Raw genomic sequence first — 21705 nt, 5'->3', positions numbered from 1 at the left:
CATACTGCAAGCTTTTTCTTATGAACAAGTATTGATTACTGTATCAAATGCATCTTCTGGGATATACAGTTTTCCCTTTTCATATTGATAAGGAATGTGATTCTCTTTAAAGCACTCTTTGGTGTATTCAGTTAGTGAATCCCCAATTTCTATGTATTTCCCGGTATAGTTCGGCTGACATGCTGAAAGAATTGACGTAGTTGTTAGAAGCAGCATGATTTTCTTCATCGCGACACCTGCTTTTTATGAAATTTTTCCCTTTTATATTCTATCATAACGAATAGAAAAAGACCGATGTACGATTCTCTACATGCTATAATAATTTTGGAATCTTCTAGAAAAATCATCGTGCAGAATATAAGGGGGATAAACGTGTATCGGATTTTGCTTGTGGAAGATGATGACCGGATTGCTTCTTTGCTGGGCGGTCATCTTCAAAAATACGGATATGAAGTGAAAATTGCTGAACAGCTGAATGATATAAAATTGGAATTTGCAGAAATGAAGCCGGATCTTGTGCTGCTTGATATCAACCTGCCTTTTTTTGACGGGTTTTATTGGTGCAGGCAAATCCGTACCATTTCCAATGCACCGATTATCTTTATATCAGCACGGACTGATGAGCTGAATCAGGTGATGGCGATTGAAAATGGCGGCGATGATTATATCACGAAGCCGTTCCATTTAGAGGTAGTGATGGCCAAAATCAAAAGCGTCCTGCGCCGCACCTATGGTGAATACTCGCCTTCTTTGTCACAGGAATCAAGAATAGTGGAGCTTGGCGGGCTGACGATTTATCCTGATCAGAATGAGGCCGAGTGGAACAGCACCCGCATCTTGTTTTCACAAAAAGAATTTCAGCTCCTATCGATTTTCGTGAGGGAGCATAAAAAAATCGTCTCCCGTGATGAACTATTGGAGGCTTTATGGGATGACATTGATTTTGTCGATGATAATACGTTAACGGTCAATGTCAATCGGCTGCGGAGAAAACTGGAGAATGCCGGACTGAAAGATTGCATTTCAACGATAAGAGGACAAGGCTATCAATTTCAAGTCAATCGGAAGGATGAACCGGAGTGTTAAAGACTTATCTCATCGACCGCTTCGCCATTATTCTATTTTCATTATTAGGGATAGGGACCGCCATGTTGATTGCGTATTTAAGCATCATAGAGAGCGGCGCAGAGCCTTCCGCAGAAAATATGATCTACATATGGATTTTGCCCGGTGCTCTTTTAGCTGCCGGTTTTGCTGCTGATTACATCCGGCAATTTTCCTTTCTCACATATATTAAAAAGCTTGCAGAACAAGCCTCTTCTTCGAATGACATTGGACCGTCTTTGAAAGCCCGAAAGCCAAGAACACGAGAGCAAGCTCTTTGGACGAAAATGATCAACGCACTCGGGCAGCAATACGAGGGCAGGCTCTTACAATATATGAATCAGCAAAAACAGCATTATACCTTCACCAATCAATGGGTCCACCATATGAAAACACCGATATCTGTTATTTCCTTAATGATTCAGGAAGGAAAAAACGGAACCGCTTCTTCTTTTCCGACGTTTTTAGAGGAGCTGGAGGATGAAAATGAGAGATTTCGCCATGGTCTTGATATGATGCTGCAAACGGCACGGCTGGAGGAATTTGCGTTTGATGTAAGGCCGCAAACCTTTGATTTGACCGAGCTCGTCCGTTCACTTATTAATCAGGAAAAACGGCAGTTTATCAAACGGCGCCTTTTTCCAAAGCTACATGTGCCGTCAAACGCCGTTCAGATTTCCAGTGATCAAAAGTGGCTTTCCTTTGTGGTTGAGCAGCTTCTTTTCAACGCCTTGAAATATTCAAAGCAAGGTGTGGGCGACCATATTACAATCCGGATTGAAACAGATGGACATGAGACGCGCCTGTCGGTTGCTGATGAAGGCATCGGCATACCGCCGCAGGATCTGCCGCGGATTTATGACGCGTTTTTTACCGGGGAAAACGGACGAAGTATGACAGAGGCAACGGGAATGGGTCTTTATTTAGCAAAACAGGTGTGCAGCCGGCTTGGCCATAAGCTTTATGCGGAATCAAAAGAAGGGGCTGGCACTGTGATGACCATCGTGTTTTCAAGTGACACCCTGGTGAATGTGACAGCATTGTAAGGTTGGAGAGCAGATTTGAAAGAAAGTTCGATGGGAGGCTGCTGACTTCCTTTTTATAATAAAGAAAAAGGAGGAGCAGAACATGAACGTGTTACAAACAACGAACCTGTCAAAAACGTACTATTCAAATAAAGGAACGATATCATACCAAGCGCTCAGCGACTTTGATCTCAGTGTGGCGAAAGGAGAATTTGTCGGGATTATGGGGCCGTCGGGAAGCGGAAAAACCACGCTCCTGAATTTGCTGGCCACCATTGATAAGCCGACTCAGGGCGAGATGATGATCAACGGCATTCAGCCGAAAACGTTAAAGGATCAAGACCTGGCTTTTTTTCGCAGAAGAGAACTCGGCTTCGTCTTTCAGGATTTTAATCTGCTTGATACGCTGACGATTCGGGAAAATATTCTGCTGCCGCTCGCATTGGACAAGGTAAAGCTGAGAGAAATGGAAGCCCGCTTGGAAGAATTGGCTGATACGCTGCAAATCAAGCATATTCTCGACCACCGGACATACGAGGTGTCGGGCGGACAGCAGCAGCGAGCGGCCTGTGCCAGAGCGATTATTCACAATCCGGCGCTCATTCTTGCCGATGAACCGACAGGAAACCTTGATTCAAAATCGGCTAAACAAGTAATGAACACGCTGGCTCAGCTGAATGAAGAAAAGGAAGCGACCATTTTATTGGTCACGCATGATGCCACAGCGGCAAGCTTCTGTAAACGGATTGTGTTTATTAAAGACGGCCGTTTCTTTTCAGAAATTCATAGAGGGACAAACCGGCAGGTGTTTTATCAAAGTATATTGGATACCTTGAGTGTGTTGGGAGGCGATTTTCATGAATTTGAGAACCATCGCCCGTAAAAACATTCTTGGAAATCTGCAAAGATATGTCGCCTACTTTTTAAGCTGTGTGTTTGCCGTTTCGGTGTTTTTTGTCTTCACATCTTTTATTTTTCACCCTGATGTCAATGAAGACAATATATATGGCGGAAGCCTTGTCAAAACGTGCTTGAGCGCAGCTCTTGTCGTTATCATTGTGTTTTGTGTATTTTTCATCTCATATTCGAATTCAGCGTTTTTGCAGGCGAGAAAGAAAGAGTTTGGGCTGCTGACGCTGTTCGGAACATCAAAGCAGCAGCTTCGCAAAATGATTTATTATGAGCAGTCCCTCATTTCTCTTGCGGCGATTGCGGCCGGCATTGGAGCAGGGCTGTTATTTTCAAAACTGTTTTTTATGATTATGACATGGATGCTCAGCGTGAAAGTGCCGATTTCGTTTGCCATTGTGCCGAAAGCGTTTGTGATGACTGTTGCGGGCTTTCTCATCCTGTTTCAGACGCTGCTCATTTTATCGCTGGGCCGGATTCGCAAGCTGGAAATCATTGAGCTAATTAAATCGGCCCGAAAGCCGAAAAGCTTGCCGGCTTATTCAAAGTGGCTCACTGTGCTGTCCTTGCTTTGTCTGGCTGGCGGTTATTATTTGTCTGCCACAGCGAATGCGATTGATATGGTATTTCGTGTCTTTCCGATTTTAATTTTAGTGTTAATCGGGACGTATTTCTTTTTTACACAAAGCAGTGTGGCGTTTTTCCGCATGCTGTACAGAAAGAAACACAGCTTTTATAAAGGAACGAATATCATTGTCCGTTCCAACATGATCTTCCGGCTAAAGGATCATGCCCGAATGCTGTTTTTAACCTCTGTCATTACGGCGGTCATTTTAACCGCTACAGGTGTTATCTATATGTTTTATGCTGATTTAGAAAGACAAGAGGAGCAAAGCATTCCCCAATCTGTTGCCTGGGTAGAAAAAGACGCTTCCAGCTTTCAGGTCATGAAGCCTGAGACGGCTGAGAATACATTGAAAAAAGCTGATGCTGACATCAAGTATAAGGTAAATGCCACAGGAATTCCTGTCACTTTTCAATCAGACTCGCCATATGGGAACAGGAAAGCGGAAGCCGAGGCCTTGCTGATTTCAGAGAAAATCTATAATCAAGTCGCAAAGGAAAAAGGTTTCCCTGTTATTCATTTACAAGAAAATGAAGCATTTATCAATGTTCCTTTTCAAATGATGGTGAAAGATACATTTGGAGAAGGGGAAGCAGCAGCATTTCATATGAAGTCAGGAAAAACACTTTCCTACGTCATGAAAAAGCAGCAGAACAAAGGGATATTGATGTCAGTCGAGGGAGTCAGCCGTTTATTGGTTATCAGTGAAAAGAGCTTTGACAGCCTGACACATGATGTGCCGCTGAAGGAACAGATGAGAGTGGTAGGTTATGAGCTTGAGCATTGGCAGGAGGCGGTGGATGTCTCTGAAAAGCTTGAAAACATGGTGCCGAAAGAACATACATCTGATTTTCAAACGCGTGCACCCAGTTATCAAATTGTGAAGCAGGGAGTCGCATTAATGCTGTTTATCGGTCTGTTTGTCAGCGTGCTGTTTTTTATCGTGCAAGGAAGTATGCTGTATTTGCGGATGTTTACGGAAATAGAAGATACGAGAGTGCAAGTTTTAGCATTAAAGAGAATGGGGATTACGGACAAAGAGATTCACTCCATCCTTGGAAAACAAATTGGATTTTTGTTCTTCATCCCATTTATAGCGGGCACCATTCACGCCGGCTTTGCGTATGCGGCGTTAAGCAACATGCTGAATTCCAACTTATTTCTTGAGGCCGTGATTGTCATCTTCATTTATTTTGTGTTCCAGGCTGTTTATTATATCGTGACTCGTCATATTTATAAGCGTGCTGTTCTCCAGCATATGTAATATGAAATCCGGTCTGGATCAGACCGGATTTTTGATTTATTGAAATTCTCTTGTCAGATTTTTCGGTGTATTCCCTTGGATGGCCGCGACCATGTTTTCGGCAGCTTGTTTACACATATTGAAGCGTACTTTCGCTGTTGCTGAGCCGATATGCGGCAGTAAAGTCACATTATCTAGCTTCAAAAGGGGATTGTCTTTTGCGACAGGTTCTTCCTCGTACACGTCTAAGCCGGCTCCCCTAATCCAGCCTTCCTGAAGGGCGCGAATCAGTGCTTTTTCATCAACCGTCTTTCCCCGGGAAATATTGACGAAAATTGCTGAATCCTTCATCTTCTTAAATTCGCGTTCCCCTATCATGTGATATGTTTCATCAGTCAGCGGTGTGATGAGCAGAATAAAATCAGATTGTTCGAGCAATGTATCAAGCTCAGCGTACTTGACGCCGATGCTGTCTTCAATTTCTTGTTTGCGATGGCGGTTATGATAAAGCACGTCCATATCGAAGCCGAATTTGGCGCGTCTTGCTGCTTGTTCTCCGATTCTGCCCATGCCGATAATGCCTAACGTCTGATGATGAACATCAATGCCGAAAAGCGCTTCCTCTTCAACGGTTCCCCATTTTCCGGCTCTGACGAAACGGTCCAGTTCGGCAACACGTCTGGCGGAAGATAGAATCAGAGAAAAGGCCAGATCCGCAACTGTGTCATCCAGTGTATAAGGTGTATGAGTGCCGACGACACCTCTTTCTTTCATGGCTTCTATGTCGAAGTTATCATACCCAACGGATTGATTGCTGACCACTTTGAGCTTAGGCGCATGTTCAAGCAGTTCACGATTGATTGACGGTCCAGATGTTCCTGAAGTTAAAAGCCCTTCAGCATCTTTTAATTTTTCAAAAAGCACGTCATTCGGAAGCGTATCCTCCTGCCATATTTCATAACGGCAATGTTCACCGATGAATGCTTCTATCTCTTCAGGAATCGGTTTTGTGATAAATACAAATGGTTTCAACAAGGCTCCCCCTTTATGGCTGTTGTCTCTTTCATTATATCGGAAATAAATAAATGTTAAAAATATAGCTACGTTCATTTGAATTTCTGGTTCTTTTGAACTTAAAATGGATATAAAAATTGAACGAGCAGCTAAAATCGCTTAAAAAAGTTTTTTAATTATCTGAATTCACCTATATTTTTTGTCAGACAAATCATCAATATGCGAGCTGCATTCAGATTATAGGATTCATTAAATATAAATTTTATTATCTTTGAAAGATATAAATTTTTATGTTTTGATTCTACAGTCCAATTATAGTGTCTTTTTTTGAAAGCCTTTTCGCGGCGTATTCCTATGCTATAATTCCTTACTGTAAGCTGGGTAAGAAGGCTTGCAAAATCATATGGATGGGAGATGAATCAAATGGTTTCTTTAACATCAATTTTGGAACACAATCAGCGGTTTGTCAGAGAGAAGAAGTATGAACCGTACAAAACGACAAAATTTCCTTCAAAAAAGCTCGTCATTGTCACCTGTATGGATACAAGGCTCACAGAACTTCTTCCGCAAGCAATGGGACTTAAAAACGGTGATGCTAAAATTGTAAAAAACGCGGGAGCCATCGTTTCTCACCCATTTGGAAGCGTGATGCGAAGCATACTGGTTGCGATTTATGAATTGCAGGCTGAAGAGGTGTGCATTGTCGGCCACCATGAATGCGGGATGTCAGGACTGAATGCGTCTTCGATTCTCGAGAAAGCGAAGGAACGCGGGGTGGAAGAAAGCTGCCTGAATTTGCTGTCGAGCGCCGGACTTGATTTGAAATCATGGCTGACCGGTTTTCACAGCGTAGAAGAAAGCGTTTCCCATAGTGTGAACATGATCAAGAACCATCCGTTGCTGCCGAAAAAGGTTCCGGTTCACGGGCTTGTCATTCATCCTGAAACAGGAAAACTTGATGTCGTCATTAACGGTTATGAAACTGAGCTCATAAACACACATTTATAAGGGAGGTTATAACAAAATATGCGATTCTCAGGGAGATTCAAGGGATACAATTTGCAGAAATTTCAGAAAGACCTGATTGCAGGTATCGTAGTAGGTGTCGTGGCAATTCCTTTAGGGATGGCATTTGCCATTGCCTCGGGAGTCGAGCCTGAATACGGGCTGTACACTGTTGTTGTGGCAGGGATTTGTATTTCCTTGTTTGGGGGATCCAAATATCAAATTGGCGGTCCGACAGGCGCCTTTGTCCCGATTCTATTCGGCATTGTGATGCAGTACGGCTTGGAGAACCTGCTGATTGCAGGGTTTATGGCAGGAGTGATGCTGGTGCTGTTCGGGCTGTTTAAGCTCGGAAAAATCATGAAATTCGTGCCGAAGCCCGTTATCGTCGGTTTTACAGCCGGAATTGCCGTGCTCATCTTCACGGAGCAAATCGCTAATTTTCTCGGTTTGAGAAATGTTGAAAAACACGAGAATTTTCATCACAACATGTTTGAAATTGCACAGAAGCTCGGCACCTTTAACATGTATGCCATTTTGACAGCAGTGATCGGGCTCGTCATTTTGCTTGTATCCGCCAAAGTGATGCCTAAAGTACCGGGCGCTTTATTGGCTCTTCTGATTTCCACACTGGTCGCGGTTGTATTTTTCCCTGATCGCATGGCAACGATCGGGTCAACATATGGAGAAATTCCCCGCCATTTGCCGGAATTTCAGTTCCCGGAGCTTACATTGGATAAAATGGTCATGCTGTTTCCGGCAGCGCTTGTCATCGCGCTTCTTGGCGGCCTTGAGTCGATTTTGTCCGCAATGGTCGCGGATAACATGAAGGGCTCAAAGCATGACAGCAACAAGGAGCTTGTCGGCCAGGGAATTGCGAATATGGCTGCGCCGCTGTTCGGCGGAATCCCGGCAACAGGAGCGATCGCCAGAACGGCAACCAATATTAAAAACGGAGCGGTTTCACCTGTTTCCGGCGTCGTTCACGGTGTAGTCGTTCTGCTTGTCCTGCTCGTATTCGCGCCTTATGCATCCCATGTGCCGCTTGCCAGTATGGCGCCGATTCTCATGGTTGTCGCATGGAATATGAGTGAGCGGAAGGAAGTCGCAAACATGTTGAGACTGAAAAACGCTGATTCCTTTATTTTGGCAGCGACCTTTGTTCTTACGGTTCTGTTTGATCTCATCGTCGGTGTGGCAACCGGCTTGCTGCTCGCATTTGTCTTCTTCATCAGAAGAATGAGCGAAGCAACCCGCATCCACAATCAGGAATCGCACCCTGTTCTGGCGAAGGCGGCAAAGAGAGAAGATCCATCTGTCAGCATGTATGCGATAGAAGGGCCGCTGTTTTTCGGATCAATTGATTCGCTTGAATCTTCACTGCTGGAGCATGTACAGAAAAAGCCGAAGACCCTTATCCTGCTCATGAATAAGGTGCACTACATGGATACGTCGGCTGAAGCAGTGCTTGGGAACGTTATGAACAGAATTAAACGCCACAACGGAAAGCTGATGATTGTAGGACTGCAATCGCAGCCGAAGGAGCTGCTTCATAAAACAGGCCTATTTCACAAAATAGGGAAGCAGCATTTCTTTGATCACCATGATGAAATCACAGGTTAAAAAAAGCGGCCAATGCGGCCGCTTTTTTTATGCATGCTCAAATCGTTTTGTCAGTTTTTCTTGGTGGGCCTTCATCACGTCTTCTAAGGAGACACCGTACATATCAGCAAGAATGGCGATATTTCCGATGACATCTCCCATTTCTTCAATCAATTCTTGTTTTTGCTCAGCTCGTGTCGATTCCTTCTCATCCGGCCGGTCTCTGCCGATCTCATATGCCCTGACAGCCCGGGCCAGTTCTCCGGCTTCCTCCATTAAAAAGCCGACTCGAATAAACGGTCCGTATTCTGTCCAGCCTCTTTTTTCGTAAAACTCCTTCATCCATTTTTCTGCATCAGCCAGCTGCAACATCATCACTCCTGCATTCTTTATGTATTTCATATTGATATTATCACATGAAGGTGGGACAATATATAGTGTGTTTTTTGAATATTTAACACGATATATAGATGCGGAGATGACAAGATGAAAACAATTTGTGTATTTGCGGGGTCAAACCCGGGGGGAAATGAAGCGTATAAAAGAAAAGCGGCAGAGCTTGGCGCGTACATGGCTGAGCAGGGAATCGGCCTTGTCTATGGAGGCTCCCGTGTAGGCTTGATGGGAGCCATTGCTGACGCGATTATGGAAAACGGCGGAACTGCAATCGGGGTCATGCCGAGCGGTTTGTTCAGCGGGGAGGTTGTCCATCAAAATCTGACTGAGCTGATTGAAGTAAACGGGATGCATGAACGAAAGGCTAAAATGAGCGAGCTGGCAGATGGTTTTATCGCTATGCCGGGCGGCTTCGGTACATATGAAGAATTATTTGAAGTGCTTTGCTGGGCGCAGATCGGCATCCACCAAAAGCCGGTCGGACTGTACAATGTGAACGGATATTTTGAACCGATGATGAAAATGATCAAATACAGCATTCAGGAAGGGTTTTCTAACGATTCACACCTTAAGCTGATCCACAGTTCTTCACGCCCTGATGAGTTAATTGAGCAAATGCAGAATTACTCTTATCCGATTTTAGAGAAAAAGTGGACGGAGATCTAAAAAAGAGCCTTCTTCAGGGAAGGAGAGTTAGTGAGTGAGCCGCCTATCGTATTCGGTCAACGGCCGTTGATTCACTATATTCCGGGGCAGTAATCCAGGTGGAGGATCAACTAATAATCGAGTTTTTTGACAATGTGAGATTTCCTAAAGGAAATCTCTTTTTTAAATTTCTTTTTGCTGCATCGTATATTCAGTTGTAATAAAGGACTTTTTCACTAGTTTGGATAATAAGCACAGGTAAGGAGGGGATGAAAATGGCAACATTGTCAGATGTGGCAAAAAAGGCAAATGTTTCGAAAATGACGGTATCACGAGTGATTAATCATCCTGAGACGGTGACAGATGAATTGAAAAAGCTTGTTCATTCTGCAATGAAAGAGCTGAATTACATCCCTAATTATGCGGCAAGAGCGCTTGTGCAAAACAGAACACAGGTTGTCAAACTGTTGATTCTTGAGGAAATGGATACGACAGAACCATATTACATGAACCTGCTGACCGGAATCAGCCGGGAGCTGGATCGCAATCATTATGCTCTGCAGCTTGTGACAAGAAACTCTCTCAATATTGGCCAATGCGACGGCATTATTGCTACCGGCTTGAGAAAGACCGATTTTGAAGGTGTGATCAAAGCCTTTGAAAAGCCGCTGGTCGTATTTGGGGAAAATGAAATGGGCTATGACTTTATTGATGTGAATAACGAGAAAGGCACTTTTATGGCAACCCGCCACGTTATAGGACTGGGGGATCGGGAAGTTGTCTTTTTTGGCATTGATTTAGATGAGCCTTTTGAACGTTCCAGAGAACAGGGGTATATTCGGGCGATGAATGAAAGCTTTAGAAAAACGAATATTTTCCGAATCGACAACAGTTCTAAAAAAAGTGAATGCCTTGCAAAAGAAGTGCTGAAATCCCTGGACAATCAGGCCGCATTTGTCTGTGCATCCGATCGAATCGCGCTCGGCGTCATTCGTGCGGTGCAATCGCTTGGGAAACGAATTCCTGAAGACGTTGCTGTGACCGGGAATGACGGCGTTTTTCTTGATCGTATCTCCTCGCCTCGGCTGACTACGGTCAGACAGCCTGTTGTTGAAATGGGGGAAGCCTGTGCGAGGATGCTTTTGAAAAAAATGAATGAAGACGGTGCTGCCCAAGGAAATCTATTTTTTGAGCCGGAGTTAATTGTACGCGAATCAACTCTGTAAGAGCCTTATTCTGTTATCGGTAACAAGGTAAAAAGGATTGTTCCTGCTATTTCATCATGATACTTTCAAACTAAGAGCCGGCCTAAATAAAACGGAAATCAAAGGGGGAGACATGATGGAATATGCAGCGATTCATCATCAGCCGTTCAGTTCTGATGCTTATTCTTATGACGGGCGGACAGTGCATATCAAGATTCGGACGAAAAAAGGTGATGCAAATCAGATTTCATTAATTTGGGGTGATCCCTATGAGTACAACGTCGGCAGGTGGTCGGCAAACGAGCTGCCGATGAGGAAAATTGCCGCAACAGAAATGCATGATTATTGGTTTGCTGAAGTGGTGCCGCCATTTAGGCGTTTGCAATATGCGTTTGTTGTAACAGACCATCAGGAAGACATCTTTTTCGGAAGTTCAGGTGTATGCCCTTATAACGAAAAAACGCTGGAGACGATCCATTTTTATTTTAAACTTCCATTTGTTCACGAGGCCGATACATTCCAAGCGCCTGAGTGGGTCAAATCAACGGTTTGGTATCAAATTTTTCCGGAGCGTTTTGCTAATGGAAGAGAAGACTTATCGCCGGAGAATGTATTGCCGTGGGGGAGCAAGGATCCGGACGTCAATGATTTTTTTGGAGGAGATTTGCAAGGAATTGTTGACAAGCTTGATTATTTAGAGGATTTAGGGGTGAACGGAATTTATGTAACTCCGATCTTTTCCGCGCCTTCTAATCATAAATACGACACGCTGGACTACTATTCCATTGATCCGCATTTTGGAGATCCGGAGCTTTTTCGCACATTGGTCAGCCAGCTTCATCAGCGGGGGATGAGAATTATGCTTGATGCTGTTTTTAATCATATAGGCAGCGCTTCTCCGCAGTGGCAGGATGTTGTGAAAAACGGAGCTCAATCCCGCTATAAAGATTGGTTCCATATTCACTCTTTTCCTGTCAAAGAAGGCAATTATGATAGGTTTGCGTTTACACCTGATATGCCGAAGCTAAATACGGCTAATCCCGAAGTACAGAGATATTTGCTTGATATTGCTTTGTACTGGATTCGCGAATTTGACATTGACGGCTGGCGTTTGGATGTGGCCAATGAAGTGGATCACGCTTTTTGGAAGACATTCAGGCAAGCCGTATCAGCTGAAAAGCCTGACCTTTATATTTTAGGAGAGATCTGGCATTCTGCCGAACCTTGGCTTAGAGGAGATGAATTTCATGCGGTGATGAATTATCCTTTTACAGAGCCTATGATTGAATATTTTGCTGACCGGGCGATTCCAGCCTCGCGTATGGCCCGCCGTGTAAATGCACATTTGATGAATGGGATGAAGCAGGTCAATGAGGTGATGTTTAATTTACTGGATAGCCATGATACAAAACGCCTTTTGACCAGATGCCGCAATGACGAGAAAAAAGCACGCGCTTTGCTGGCCTTTATGTTTGCCCAGACAGGTTCACCATGCATCTATTACGGAACAGAAATCGGGCTGGACGGCGAAAATGATCCTTTATGCCGGAAATGTATGGTTTGGGAAAAAGAAAAGCAAAATCAAGAAATGCTTCTATTTATGAAGCGGTTAATTGCTTTACGCAAACAGGAAAACACTTTATTGACTGAGGGAAATCTTGAGTGGAATCTGCTGGATGACCAAAACAACTTTATTAGTTTTTCACGGACTCTTGATGAAAAAACACTGATTTATTTCTTTAATCAGGGGGATGCGGCTCAACTTGTCAGTTTACGGGATTTGAATATTGAAAGGAATAAGAAAATCTACGATGTATGGACAGAGCAGCCGCTCCATCATAGCGATGTGATTGCCGTTCAGCCGGGAGAATTTTTTATTTTGGGTGCTGCCGCCCCTGTTTAAATTCTGTTATCGGTAACAAATCAAAAGATGTTGTAACCGCTTTCTATAGACCCATACAATTGTTATAGATTCATAAATAGAAGGGGGAAAAGAGATGATCCTTTTTAAAAAGGGGTTCGCTTTATTGGCGGCATCAGTCCTAACATTCGGTCTCGCCGCCTGTTCAAATTCAAAAGATCCGGCAAGCTCTGATGGCAAAAAAGTACTGACTGTGTCTGTCGAAGAAACCTATAAAGAATCCATTGAAAGCATAAAAGCAAAGTTCGAAAAAGAGAATGATGTCACAATAAAAATTGTTGAAAAGCAAATGTTCGAGCAATTGGAAGCGCTTCCTCTTGATGGCCCGGCAGGTAATGCACCTGATGTTATGCTTGCAGCGTACGACCGGATCGGCGGTTTGGGCCAGCAAGGACATTTACTTGAAATTAAGCCATCTAATACAAATAGTTTTGGCGATAAAGAAATGCAGCAGGTAACGGTTGACGGCAAGGTGTATGGTATGCCGCTAGTCATTGAAACACTTGTTTTGTATTACAACAAAGATCTCTTACAAACAGCACCAAAAACATTTAAAGATCTTGAAAAATTAACAGAGGATTCCCGGTTTGCGTTTGCTTCGGAAAAAGGAAAATCAACCGGATTTTTAGCGAAATGGACTGACTTTTATATGTCGTACGGTTTGTTGGCCGGTTACGGCGGATATGTATTTGGAAAAAACGGAACAGATTCCGGGGACATCGGCCTGAACAATAAAGGGGCTGTAGAAGCGGTGAAATATGCGGAGAAATGGTTTAAAACCTATTGGCCAAAAGGCATGCAAGACAATTCAAGCGCTGACGATTTTATTCAGCAGATGTTTTTAGACGGCAAAGCGGGTGCGATCATCGGCGGACCTTGGTCAGCTGCCAACTATAAAGAGGCTAAATTGAACTACGGAGCAGCTCCTATTCCGACATTGCCAAATGGAGAAGAATATGCTCCTTTTGCCGGCGGCAAGGGCTGGGTTGCTTCAAAATATACAAAAGAACCCGAACTGGCTGAAAAATGGCTTGAGTATGCTACAAACGATGCCAATGCTTACGCATTTTATGAGGATACAAACGAAGTTCCGGCCAATACAGCTGCAAGGAAGAAAGCAGGTGAGCAAAAAAATGAGCTGACGTCAGCTGTGATTAAACAATATGAAACAGCGACACCGACTCCGAATATTCCGGAAATGGCTGAGGTATGGACGGGAGCGGAAAGTTTGATTTTTGATGCGGTTTCAGGAAAAAAAGCGGCGCAAACATCAGCGAATGATGCTGTAAATGTCATAAAGGACAATATCAAAGAAAAGTATGTGAAATAAAACGGCGGGCGTCCGGAAGAATAGAGGGCGAAAAAATGAATACACACCACACACTTGCAAAGCAAAAACGAAAGGCAGGGCTTTTATCGATCATTCCAGGAGTTGGGCAGATTGCGAATCAGCAGTTTTCAAAGGGGATCTTGTTTCTTGTCATCACGGGTTTGTTTGCTCTTGAATTAAGCGTTTTCGGCATTCAAGCGCTAACCGGATTGATGACCTTGGGAAGTGTTCCCGGTGAAGACCACTCACTGTTTATGCTGATTGAAGGCACACTGCAATTGATCGTGACGCTGATTTTCCTCATGTTCTATATCTTTAATATTCATGATTCACGTAAGACCGCCGCTATGAAAGCGGCGGGTTTGGAGGTCAATACAACGGCCAAGGATATGATCTGTCATGCGGGTGACAAAGGGTTTCCATATTTATTTACACTGCCGGCATATATCATGATGGTGTTTGTAATTATTTTTCCGGTTTTGGTGACTCTGTTTGTTGCATTAACAAACTATGATTTTTATCATATTCCGCCTAATAGTCTGATTGACTGGGTCGGTTTTAAAAATTTCTTGAATATTTTTTTCCTTGGCATCTACCGTGAAACATTTATGAATGTACTGGGCTGGACGATTATTTGGACAATCTGTGCAACAACGCTGCAAATCATTTTGGGTATCGTGACGGCACTTTTCGTCAATCAGGATTTTATAAAGGGCAAGCGGATATTTCGAATGATTTTCTTATTTCCATGGGCTGTTCCGGCTTTTATTACAATCATGAGTTTTTCCAACATGTTTAACGACAGCATAGGGGCGATGAATGCACAGGTGATTCCATTATTAAATCACCTGCCGTTCGTAGAGCTGCCGGCGATCGCGTGGAAGACCGATCCTTTCTGGACAAAGACAGCCCTCATTATGATTCAGACTTGGCTCGGATTTCCATATATTTATGTCATGGTAACGGGAGTGCTTCAGGCCATTCCAGGTGAACTGTATGAAGCGGCAAAGATTGACGGGGCTACTTTTATTCAGCGTTTTCGGCATATTACATTTCCAATGATTTTATTTGCGACAGCACCCGTAATGATTACTCAGTATACGTTTAATTTCAATAATTTCACGATCATCTATTTATTTAATGAGGGAGGACCAGGCAGCGCAGGAGCTGGGGCCGGGTCGACAGATATCTTAATTTCGTGGATTTATAAACTGACAACAGGCACATCACCGCAATATTCCGTTGCCGCAGCTGTTACACTGTTAATTTCTTTCATTGTCATTGGAATTTCCCTGATTGCTTTTAAAAAATCGAATGCTTTTGGCAATGAGGAGGTTATGTAGGTGAATGTGAGAACTGCCAGAATGCTTAATAGAATCTGTACCTATTTATTTTTGATGCTGCTAAGTATTGTCATTATATATCCGTTGCTGATTACGGCATCATCCGCTTTCCGTGTGGGAAATGCGGCGGCTTTTCAGCTCGATTTTTCGGGTTCTTGGACTTTGGATCACTTTAAGCGGCTATTTGACGAGACACTTTATCTTCATTGGTACGGCAATACACTTGTCATCGCGCTATCGGTCATGGTGTTCCAGGTTACGATTGTGACGCTTGCCGGGTATACGTACAGCCGCTATCGGTTTGCAGGCCGAAAAAAGAGCCTGGTATTCTTTTTAATCATTCAAATGGTGCCGACGATGGCAGCGCTGACTGCTTTTTACGTCCTGGCGATGCTGATAGGCGCACTTGATCAATACTGGTTTTTGACAGCGATCTATATCGGCGGCGGAATTCCGATGAATACGTGGCTGATGAAAGGTTATTTTGACACTGTGCCGAGAGAAATTGATGAAGCCGCGCGAATTGACGGGGCGGGACATCTGAGGATTTTCGCTTCAATTGTTCTGCCGCTTGTTAAGCCGATGCTTGCGGTGCAAGCGCTTTGGGCGTTTATGGCACCGTTCGGCGACTATTTGCTGGCGAAGTTTTTGCTTCGCTCACCGGAAAGACTGACCATCGCTGTAGGATTGCAGTCCTTCATTTCAAATCCGCAGCAGCAAAAAGTCGCCCTGTTTGCGGCCGGAGCTATATTGGCTGCACTGCCGATATGCGTCTTGTTCTTTATTCTCCAAAAGAACTTTGTGTCCGGGCTGACAGCCGGCGGAACAAAGGGGTAATTCGATGAAGAATCTGCAAAATGAAAGCTTTATTATCCGCTGCCTGAAAGCGGCTGCATCCCCATCTGGTGTTTGCCGTTACGGGAATACATTCAGCTGGCTGCAGCTCTCCTTTCTCTTTATGTTTTTGACTGCCTGTTTGATGGCGCCGTTTACGATTTCGTTTATGAAAATGGATCGCTTTAACGTTCAATCTTTCATGCCGTCAGCTATTCAAAAGGTCAATGATCGATTTGCTGATCAATTACAAGGCTTTCAAATCAGAAACGGAAAACTGACGGGCGGGAAGAGCTCTGATCGAATGGAAGATGGGCAGAATTTGCTGGCTGTCGATATGAAGCATGAATATCAGACAAGCGGTGAAAATGGGCGATTGAAAGTAATTGGATATGATAACGCTATCGTATTTCAATCTGATCAACTGGTGATCACCGATCAAAACGGAACGGGGTTTTCTGTTGGCTATGGGAAATTGGAGGCTGAGCTTAAGGAACCGAACGTCCATGATGTAGAGGTTTTGATCGACAAATTGTGGTTGGCACAGTATAAGCCGATGATCATGATGCTGGCATATGCGGTAATCTTTATGATCCAGCTTTTTTTAACGGCTGTTATTGCGGGTGGCATCTGGATCACAAAACGATCAAACATGATCTCTATTGCGTCATTCAAGGAAGCAGCATCTACGGCGATTTGCGCATCAGCACTGCCGGCATTCGCGGCAGCTGCTATCGGTATGGTTCATTTTGACTTGATCACTGTATTGATGATCCATTCGTGTGGCGTCACTTTGATGATCTCTTTTGCATTTAGATATTTGGCCAAAACCCGCCGTTATAATGGAAAACTTACATTCGGGAGGAAATTATGATAAATCAGCGGTTATTTGAGATTGATGAATGGAAAATCAAAACAAATACATTTCAAAAGGAACATACACGGCTGCAGGAAAGCCTGACTTCTCTTGCTAACGGCTATATGGGAGTCAGAGGGAATTTTGAAGAGGGCTATTCAGGCGACAGCCACCAAGGCACATATATTGCAGGCGTGTGGTTTCCTGACAAAACGCGGGTAGGCTGGTGGAAAAACGGGTATCCGGAATATTTCGGAAAAGTGATCAATGCGATGAACTTTATTGGCATAGGTGTATATGTAGACGGTGAAAAAGTCGATCTCTATCAGAACCAAATCGAATCATTTGAGTTAGAACTCAACATGAAAGAGGGGATTCTGCGGCGAAGCGCTGTTGTCCGCATTCAGGATAAAACCGTCAGAATCAGGTCGGAGCGATTTCTTAGCCTTGCCGTAAAAGAGCTTTGTGCGATTTACTATGAAGCGGAGTGCCTGACAGAAGATGCTGTTATTACGCTTGTTCCTTACCTGGACGGAAATGTCGCAAATGAAGATTCTAACTACCAAGAACAGTTTTGGCAGGAAGAAGCGAAAGGTGCTGATCCTCACCGCGGCCATTTAGTCGCCAAAACGATCGAAAATCCATTTGGAACACCGCGCTTTACTGTTTCAGCTGCAATGGCAAACGTGACAGAGGGCTTTGACAGTGAAAGCTCTCAAACAGCTGGAATGTATGTCGAGAATCGCTACAGTTACCAAACGAAGGCTTCTTTGAAAAAGTTTATTATTGTCACGACTTCCCGTGATGTTCGGGAGGCAGAGCTTTTATCGAAAGCCAAGGAGCTTTTGGCGGGTGTTCTTGAGAACGGATATGAAGAAGCTAAACGGAGTCACACTGAGCAATGGAAGGAAAGATGGGCAAAAGCGGACATAGAGATTAAAGGGGATGAGGAACTTCAGCAGGGGATCCGCTACAATATCTTTCAGTTATTCTCGACATATTATGGGGGCGATGCCCGTTTGAATATCGGGCCGAAAGGATTTACTGGCGAAAAATACGGAGGTGCCGCCTATTGGGATACTGAGGCATATGCTGTGCCGATGTATTTGGCGACAGCCGAGCCGGAGGTGACGAAAAACCTGCTTTTGTATCGCTATCATCATTTGGATGCAGCTAAACGGAATGCCGCCAAACTGGGGATGAAGGGGGCACTTTACCCGATGGTGACGTTCACAGGTGATGAATGCCACAACGAATGGGAGATCACCTTTGAAGAAATCCACCGCAATGGTGCGATTTGCTATGCAATCTGCAATTATGTCCAATATACAGGCGACCGTGACTATATGAAAGAATACGGAATAGACGTTCTCGTGGAAGTCAGCAGGTTTTGGGCTGACCGCGTTCACTTCTCGAAACGAAAAAACAAATATATGATCCACGGCGTCACAGGGCCGAATGAATACGAAAACAATGTCAACAACAATTGGTATACAAATGTCATTGCGGCTTGGACGTTGGAGTATACATTAGAAAATCTCGAAAGTATTTCAGCGGAAAAACGCCGCCTGCTCGATGTGCAGGAAGAAGAACTCAAGGCCTGGAGAAATATCATCCAGCACATGTACTATCCGTATAGTGAAGACCTGCAAATTTTCATTCAGCATGACACATTCTTGGACAAAGACCTGCAATCAGCGGATGAATTAGATCCAGCTGAGCGGCCTCTTTATCAGAATTGGTCATGGGACAAAATTCTCCGCTCCAATTTTATTAAGCAAGCAGATGTTCTTCAAGGCATTTATCTTTTTCATGACCGTTTTACAATGGAAGAAAAACGGCGAAACTTTGAATTTTATGAACCGATGACTGTTCATGAATCAAGCCTGTCGCCCTCTGTCCATGCGGTTCTCGCAGCCGAGCTCAAGATGGAAAAGAAAGCGCTTGAATTATATAAGCGTACAGCAAGGCTTGATCTTGACAATTACAATCATGACACGGAAGAAGGCCTGCACATTACATCAATGACGGGAAGCTGGCTCGCAATTGTTCAAGGCTTTGCAGGCATGCGCATCACGAATGAGACGCTGTCATTTGCTCCGTTTTTGCCGAAAGAATGGGACGGATATTCATTCAAAATTAATTATCGAAACAGATTAATCAATGTTACGGTTGACGAAATGGGCGCCATCTTTGAGCTTGTAAAAGGCGAGCCGCTGCACATGAAAGTTTATGATGAACCGGTTGTCCTAAACGGACGATGTGAAAGGAGAACGCCTGATGAGTGAATGGTGGAAAGAAGCAGTCGTTTATCAAATTTACCCGCGCAGTTTTTATGATTCCAATGGAGATGGATTCGGGGATTTGCAAGGCGTGATTCAAAAGCTGGATTACATCAAAAATCTCGGGGCGGATGTGATCTGGCTCTCCCCGGTGTTTGATTCCCCGCAGGATGATAACGGCTATGACATCAGTGACTATAGAAACATGTACGAAAAATTTGGGACAAATGAAGATATGTTTCAGTTAATTGACGAAGTGCATCAACGCGGAATGAAAATCATCATGGATTTGGTCGTGAACCACACGTCAGATGAGCATGCCTGGTTTGCTGAAAGCCGCAAGTCAAAGGACAATCCTTACCGGGATTATTATTTTTGGAAAGACCCTAAACCGGACGGCTCAGAGCCGAATAATTGGGGGTCAATCTTCTCGGGCCCGGCGTGGACATTCGATGAAGGAACAGGGCAGTATTATTTGCACTACTTTTCGAAAAAGCAGCCTGATTTAAATTGGGAAAATGAAGCGGTGCGCCGGGAAGTATATGATTTGATGAGATTTTGGATGGACAAAGGCGTTGACGGCTGGCGGATGGATGTGATCGGCTCCATTTCCAAGTACACCGATTTTCCGGACTACGAAACAGATAACAGCCGCAGCTATATCGTCGGACGTTATCATTCGAATGGCCCCCGCCTTCATGAATTTATCCAAGAGATGAACAGGGAAGTGCTTTCTCATTACGACTGCATGACGGTCGGAGAGGCAAACGGCTCTGATATTGAAGAGGCGAAAAAGTACACAGATGCAAGCAGGCAAGAGCTGAATATGATCTTTACCTTTGAACATATGGATATTGATACAGAACAAAACTCACCAAATGGGAAATGGCAGATCAAGCCGTTTGATGTGATTGCTTTAAAAAAGACGATGACAAGATGGCAGAACGGGTTAATGAATGTCGGCTGGAATACCCTGTATTTTGAAAACCATGATCAGCCGAGGGTTATTTCCCGCTGGGGGAATGACCGCAAGCTGCGAAAGCAGTGTGCAAAAGCATTTGCAACGGTTCTTCACGGGATGAAAGGAACACCTTTTATTTACCAGGGAGAAGAAATCGGCATGGTCAACAGTGATATGCCGCTGGAGATGTATGACGATCTTGAAATAAAAAATGCATATCGTGAACTAGTCGTCGAAAACAAAACGATGTCGGAAAAAGAGTTTTTAAAAGCTGTGGCAAAAAAAGGACGGGATCATGCGAGAACACCGATGCAATGGAATGCCGGAAAACATGCGGGATTCACAGCCGGAGACCCTTGGATAGCGGTAAATTCCCGCTATCAAGATATCAATGTGGAAGAGTCCTTAGAAGATAAAGATTCGATTTTCTATTACTATCAAAAGCTCATTCAATTACGAAAGCAATATAAGATCATGATATATGGAGATTTTCAGCTGCTGCAGGAGAATGATCGGCAAATCTTTTCGTACCTCCGTGAATATCAAGGAGAAAAGCTTCTCGTCGTTGTGAATATGTCGGAAGACAAGGCTCTGTTCGAAGTGCCTCCAGAATTGATTCATGAGCATTGGAAAGTGCTTATTACGAACTATTCGCATGAGCGGGCTGACTTGAAGAGCATTTGCCTCGAACCTTATGAAGCTGTGATGGGCATTAGCATATGAAAGCGGTCATTTTTGATTTAGACGGAGTGATAACAGATACAGCTGAATATCATTTTTTCGCTTGGAAGCACATTGCAGAACAAATCGATATTCCCTTTGACAGGGGTGTGAATGAAAGCCTAAAAGGAATCAGCAGAGAAGAGTCACTTGAAAGCATACTTATCCATGGCGGTGCGGAAACAAAGTATACAAATGCAGAGAAACAAGAACTTATGCATCAAAAAAATCAATATTATCAAACGCTGATCAACAAATTGATGCCGAAAGATCTTTTGCCGGGAATCGGCAGGCTTCTTTGTGAGTTAAAAGGCGAAAATATAAAAATCGGGTTAGCGTCTTCAAGTCGCAATGCTCCAGAGATTTTAAAACGTTTGGAGATCATTGATGATTTTCATGCCATTGTTGACCCGACAGCTCTCGCGAACGGGAAACCTGATCCCGAAATATTTTTAACAGCTGCAGCGCTGCTCGGTGTTTCCCCGGCTGATTGTGCGGCAATAGAAGATGCAGAAGCAGGCATTTCCGCAATCAAATCTGCCGGGATGTTTGCGGTTGGAGTCGGTCATGAGCAGTCAATGCTTGGTGCTGATCTGGTTGTGAGAAACACTTGTGATTTGACGCTTGAGCTGTTGAATGAGGAATGGGAGCAGTATAAAATAAAAAGTTTTTAAGAATCGTTAGA

18 protein-coding genes and 1 pseudogene are annotated in these 21705 nt (G+C 43.9%); 16 read left to right on the top strand and 3 right to left on the bottom strand.

Annotated elements, in window-relative coordinates:
* Positions 1-18 precede the first annotated feature (18 nt).
* Positions 19-228, bottom strand: a complete 210-nt coding sequence (locus M1M80_RS18050) for a hypothetical protein (protein ID WP_060399563.1) — start codon at positions 226-228, stop codon at positions 19-21.
* A gap of 144 nt (positions 229-372) precedes the next feature.
* Here M1M80_RS18050 and psdR point away from each other — a divergent pair, with 144 nt between their 5' ends.
* From psdR to psdB, 4 genes are all read left to right on the top strand, one after another.
* Complete coding sequence (gene psdR / locus M1M80_RS18045) at positions 373-1086, top strand: two-component system response regulator PsdR (protein WP_060399562.1); 714 nt, start codon at positions 373-375, stop codon at positions 1084-1086.
* Positions 1080-2150, top strand: coding sequence for a HAMP domain-containing histidine kinase (locus M1M80_RS18040; RefSeq protein WP_060399561.1), 1071 nt, complete (start codon positions 1080-1082; stop codon positions 2148-2150). Before psdR ends, M1M80_RS18040 begins: the two co-directional genes overlap by 7 nt.
* Before the next feature lie 82 nt (positions 2151-2232).
* A complete protein-coding gene (gene psdA, locus M1M80_RS18035; protein ID WP_060399560.1) occupies positions 2233-3012 on the top strand; it encodes a lantibiotic ABC transporter ATP-binding protein PsdA in 780 nt (259 codons plus the stop codon).
* Positions 2987-4927, top strand: a complete 1941-nt coding sequence (psdB, locus tag M1M80_RS18030) for a lantibiotic ABC transporter permease PsdB (RefSeq protein WP_060399559.1) — start codon at positions 2987-2989, stop codon at positions 4925-4927. The genes psdA and psdB overlap by 26 nt, the downstream gene beginning before the upstream one ends.
* A 36-nt stretch (positions 4928-4963) precedes the next feature.
* On the opposite strand, the gene M1M80_RS18025 is transcribed toward psdB, so the two are convergent.
* Positions 4964-5941 (bottom strand): 2-hydroxyacid dehydrogenase, encoded by a 978-nt coding sequence (locus tag M1M80_RS18025; protein WP_080429121.1) that lies wholly within the window; start codon positions 5939-5941, stop codon positions 4964-4966.
* Between the two features lie 393 nt (positions 5942-6334).
* Between M1M80_RS18025 and M1M80_RS18020 the strand changes: the two genes are divergently transcribed.
* Both M1M80_RS18020 and M1M80_RS18015 read left to right on the top strand, forming a co-directional pair.
* Entirely contained in the window at positions 6335-6928 is a 594-nt protein-coding gene (locus M1M80_RS18020) for a beta-class carbonic anhydrase (RefSeq protein ID WP_080010878.1), read from the top strand.
* An 18-nt stretch (positions 6929-6946) separates the two neighbouring features.
* Positions 6947-8548, top strand: coding sequence for a SulP family inorganic anion transporter (locus tag M1M80_RS18015; protein WP_104010193.1), 1602 nt, complete (start codon positions 6947-6949; stop codon positions 8546-8548).
* A 27-nt stretch (positions 8549-8575) separates the two neighbouring features.
* On the opposite strand, the gene M1M80_RS18010 is transcribed toward M1M80_RS18015, so the two are convergent.
* Positions 8576-8896, bottom strand: coding sequence for a MazG nucleotide pyrophosphohydrolase domain-containing protein (locus M1M80_RS18010; RefSeq protein WP_003219846.1), 321 nt, complete (start codon positions 8894-8896; stop codon positions 8576-8578).
* 117 nt (positions 8897-9013) lie between these two features.
* Between M1M80_RS18010 and M1M80_RS18005 the strand changes: the two genes are divergently transcribed.
* From M1M80_RS18005 to pgmB, 10 genes and pseudogenes are all read left to right on the top strand, one after another.
* Positions 9014-9589, top strand: coding sequence for an LOG family protein (locus M1M80_RS18005; protein WP_060399557.1), 576 nt, complete (start codon positions 9014-9016; stop codon positions 9587-9589).
* Between the two features lie 254 nt (positions 9590-9843).
* Positions 9844-10794, top strand: coding sequence for a LacI family DNA-binding transcriptional regulator (locus M1M80_RS18000; protein WP_060399556.1), 951 nt, complete (start codon positions 9844-9846; stop codon positions 10792-10794).
* A 112-nt stretch (positions 10795-10906) separates the two neighbouring features.
* A complete protein-coding gene (locus M1M80_RS17995; RefSeq protein WP_060399555.1) occupies positions 10907-12676 on the top strand; it encodes a glycoside hydrolase family 13 protein in 1770 nt (589 codons plus the stop codon).
* Positions 12677-12770: 94 nt separating this feature from the next.
* On the top strand, positions 12771-14024 hold the full coding sequence (gene mdxE, locus M1M80_RS17990) for a maltodextrin ABC transporter substrate-binding protein MdxE (RefSeq protein ID WP_019259553.1): 1254 nt from the start codon (positions 12771-12773) through the stop codon (positions 14022-14024).
* A 35-nt stretch (positions 14025-14059) separates the two neighbouring features.
* Positions 14060-15367 (top strand): maltodextrin ABC transporter permease MdxF, encoded by a 1308-nt coding sequence (gene mdxF, locus M1M80_RS17985; protein WP_060399554.1) that lies wholly within the window; start codon positions 14060-14062, stop codon positions 15365-15367.
* Complete coding sequence (gene mdxG, locus M1M80_RS17980; protein WP_080429062.1) at positions 15368-16204, top strand: maltodextrin ABC transporter permease MdxG; 837 nt, start codon at positions 15368-15370, stop codon at positions 16202-16204.
* Positions 16205-16208: 4 nt separating this feature from the next.
* Positions 16209-17094 (top strand): annotated as a pseudogene (locus M1M80_RS17975) (DUF1189 domain-containing protein).
* Entirely contained in the window at positions 17072-19345 is a 2274-nt protein-coding gene (locus M1M80_RS17970) for a glycoside hydrolase family 65 protein (RefSeq protein ID WP_060399553.1), read from the top strand. Before M1M80_RS17975 ends, M1M80_RS17970 begins: the two are co-directional and overlap by 23 nt.
* Positions 19338-21023 carry a glycoside hydrolase family 13 protein gene (locus tag M1M80_RS17965; protein ID WP_060399552.1) on the top strand — a complete coding sequence of 562 codons (1686 nt, stop codon included), beginning with the start codon at positions 19338-19340 and terminating at the stop codon, positions 21021-21023. The genes M1M80_RS17970 and M1M80_RS17965 overlap by 8 nt, the downstream gene beginning before the upstream one ends.
* Positions 21020-21694, top strand: a complete 675-nt coding sequence (gene pgmB / locus M1M80_RS17960) for a beta-phosphoglucomutase (RefSeq protein ID WP_060399551.1) — start codon at positions 21020-21022, stop codon at positions 21692-21694. The genes M1M80_RS17965 and pgmB overlap by 4 nt, the downstream gene beginning before the upstream one ends.
* The last annotated feature ends 11 nt before the right edge of the window (positions 21695-21705 follow it).

The sequence above is a fragment of the Bacillus inaquosorum genome, assembly GCF_023238325.1.
Lineage (GTDB): Bacteria > Bacillota > Bacilli > Bacillales > Bacillaceae > Bacillus > Bacillus inaquosorum.
Note: the sequence above shows the minus strand (reverse complement) of the source record. Positions and strands in the feature narration are given on the sequence as shown.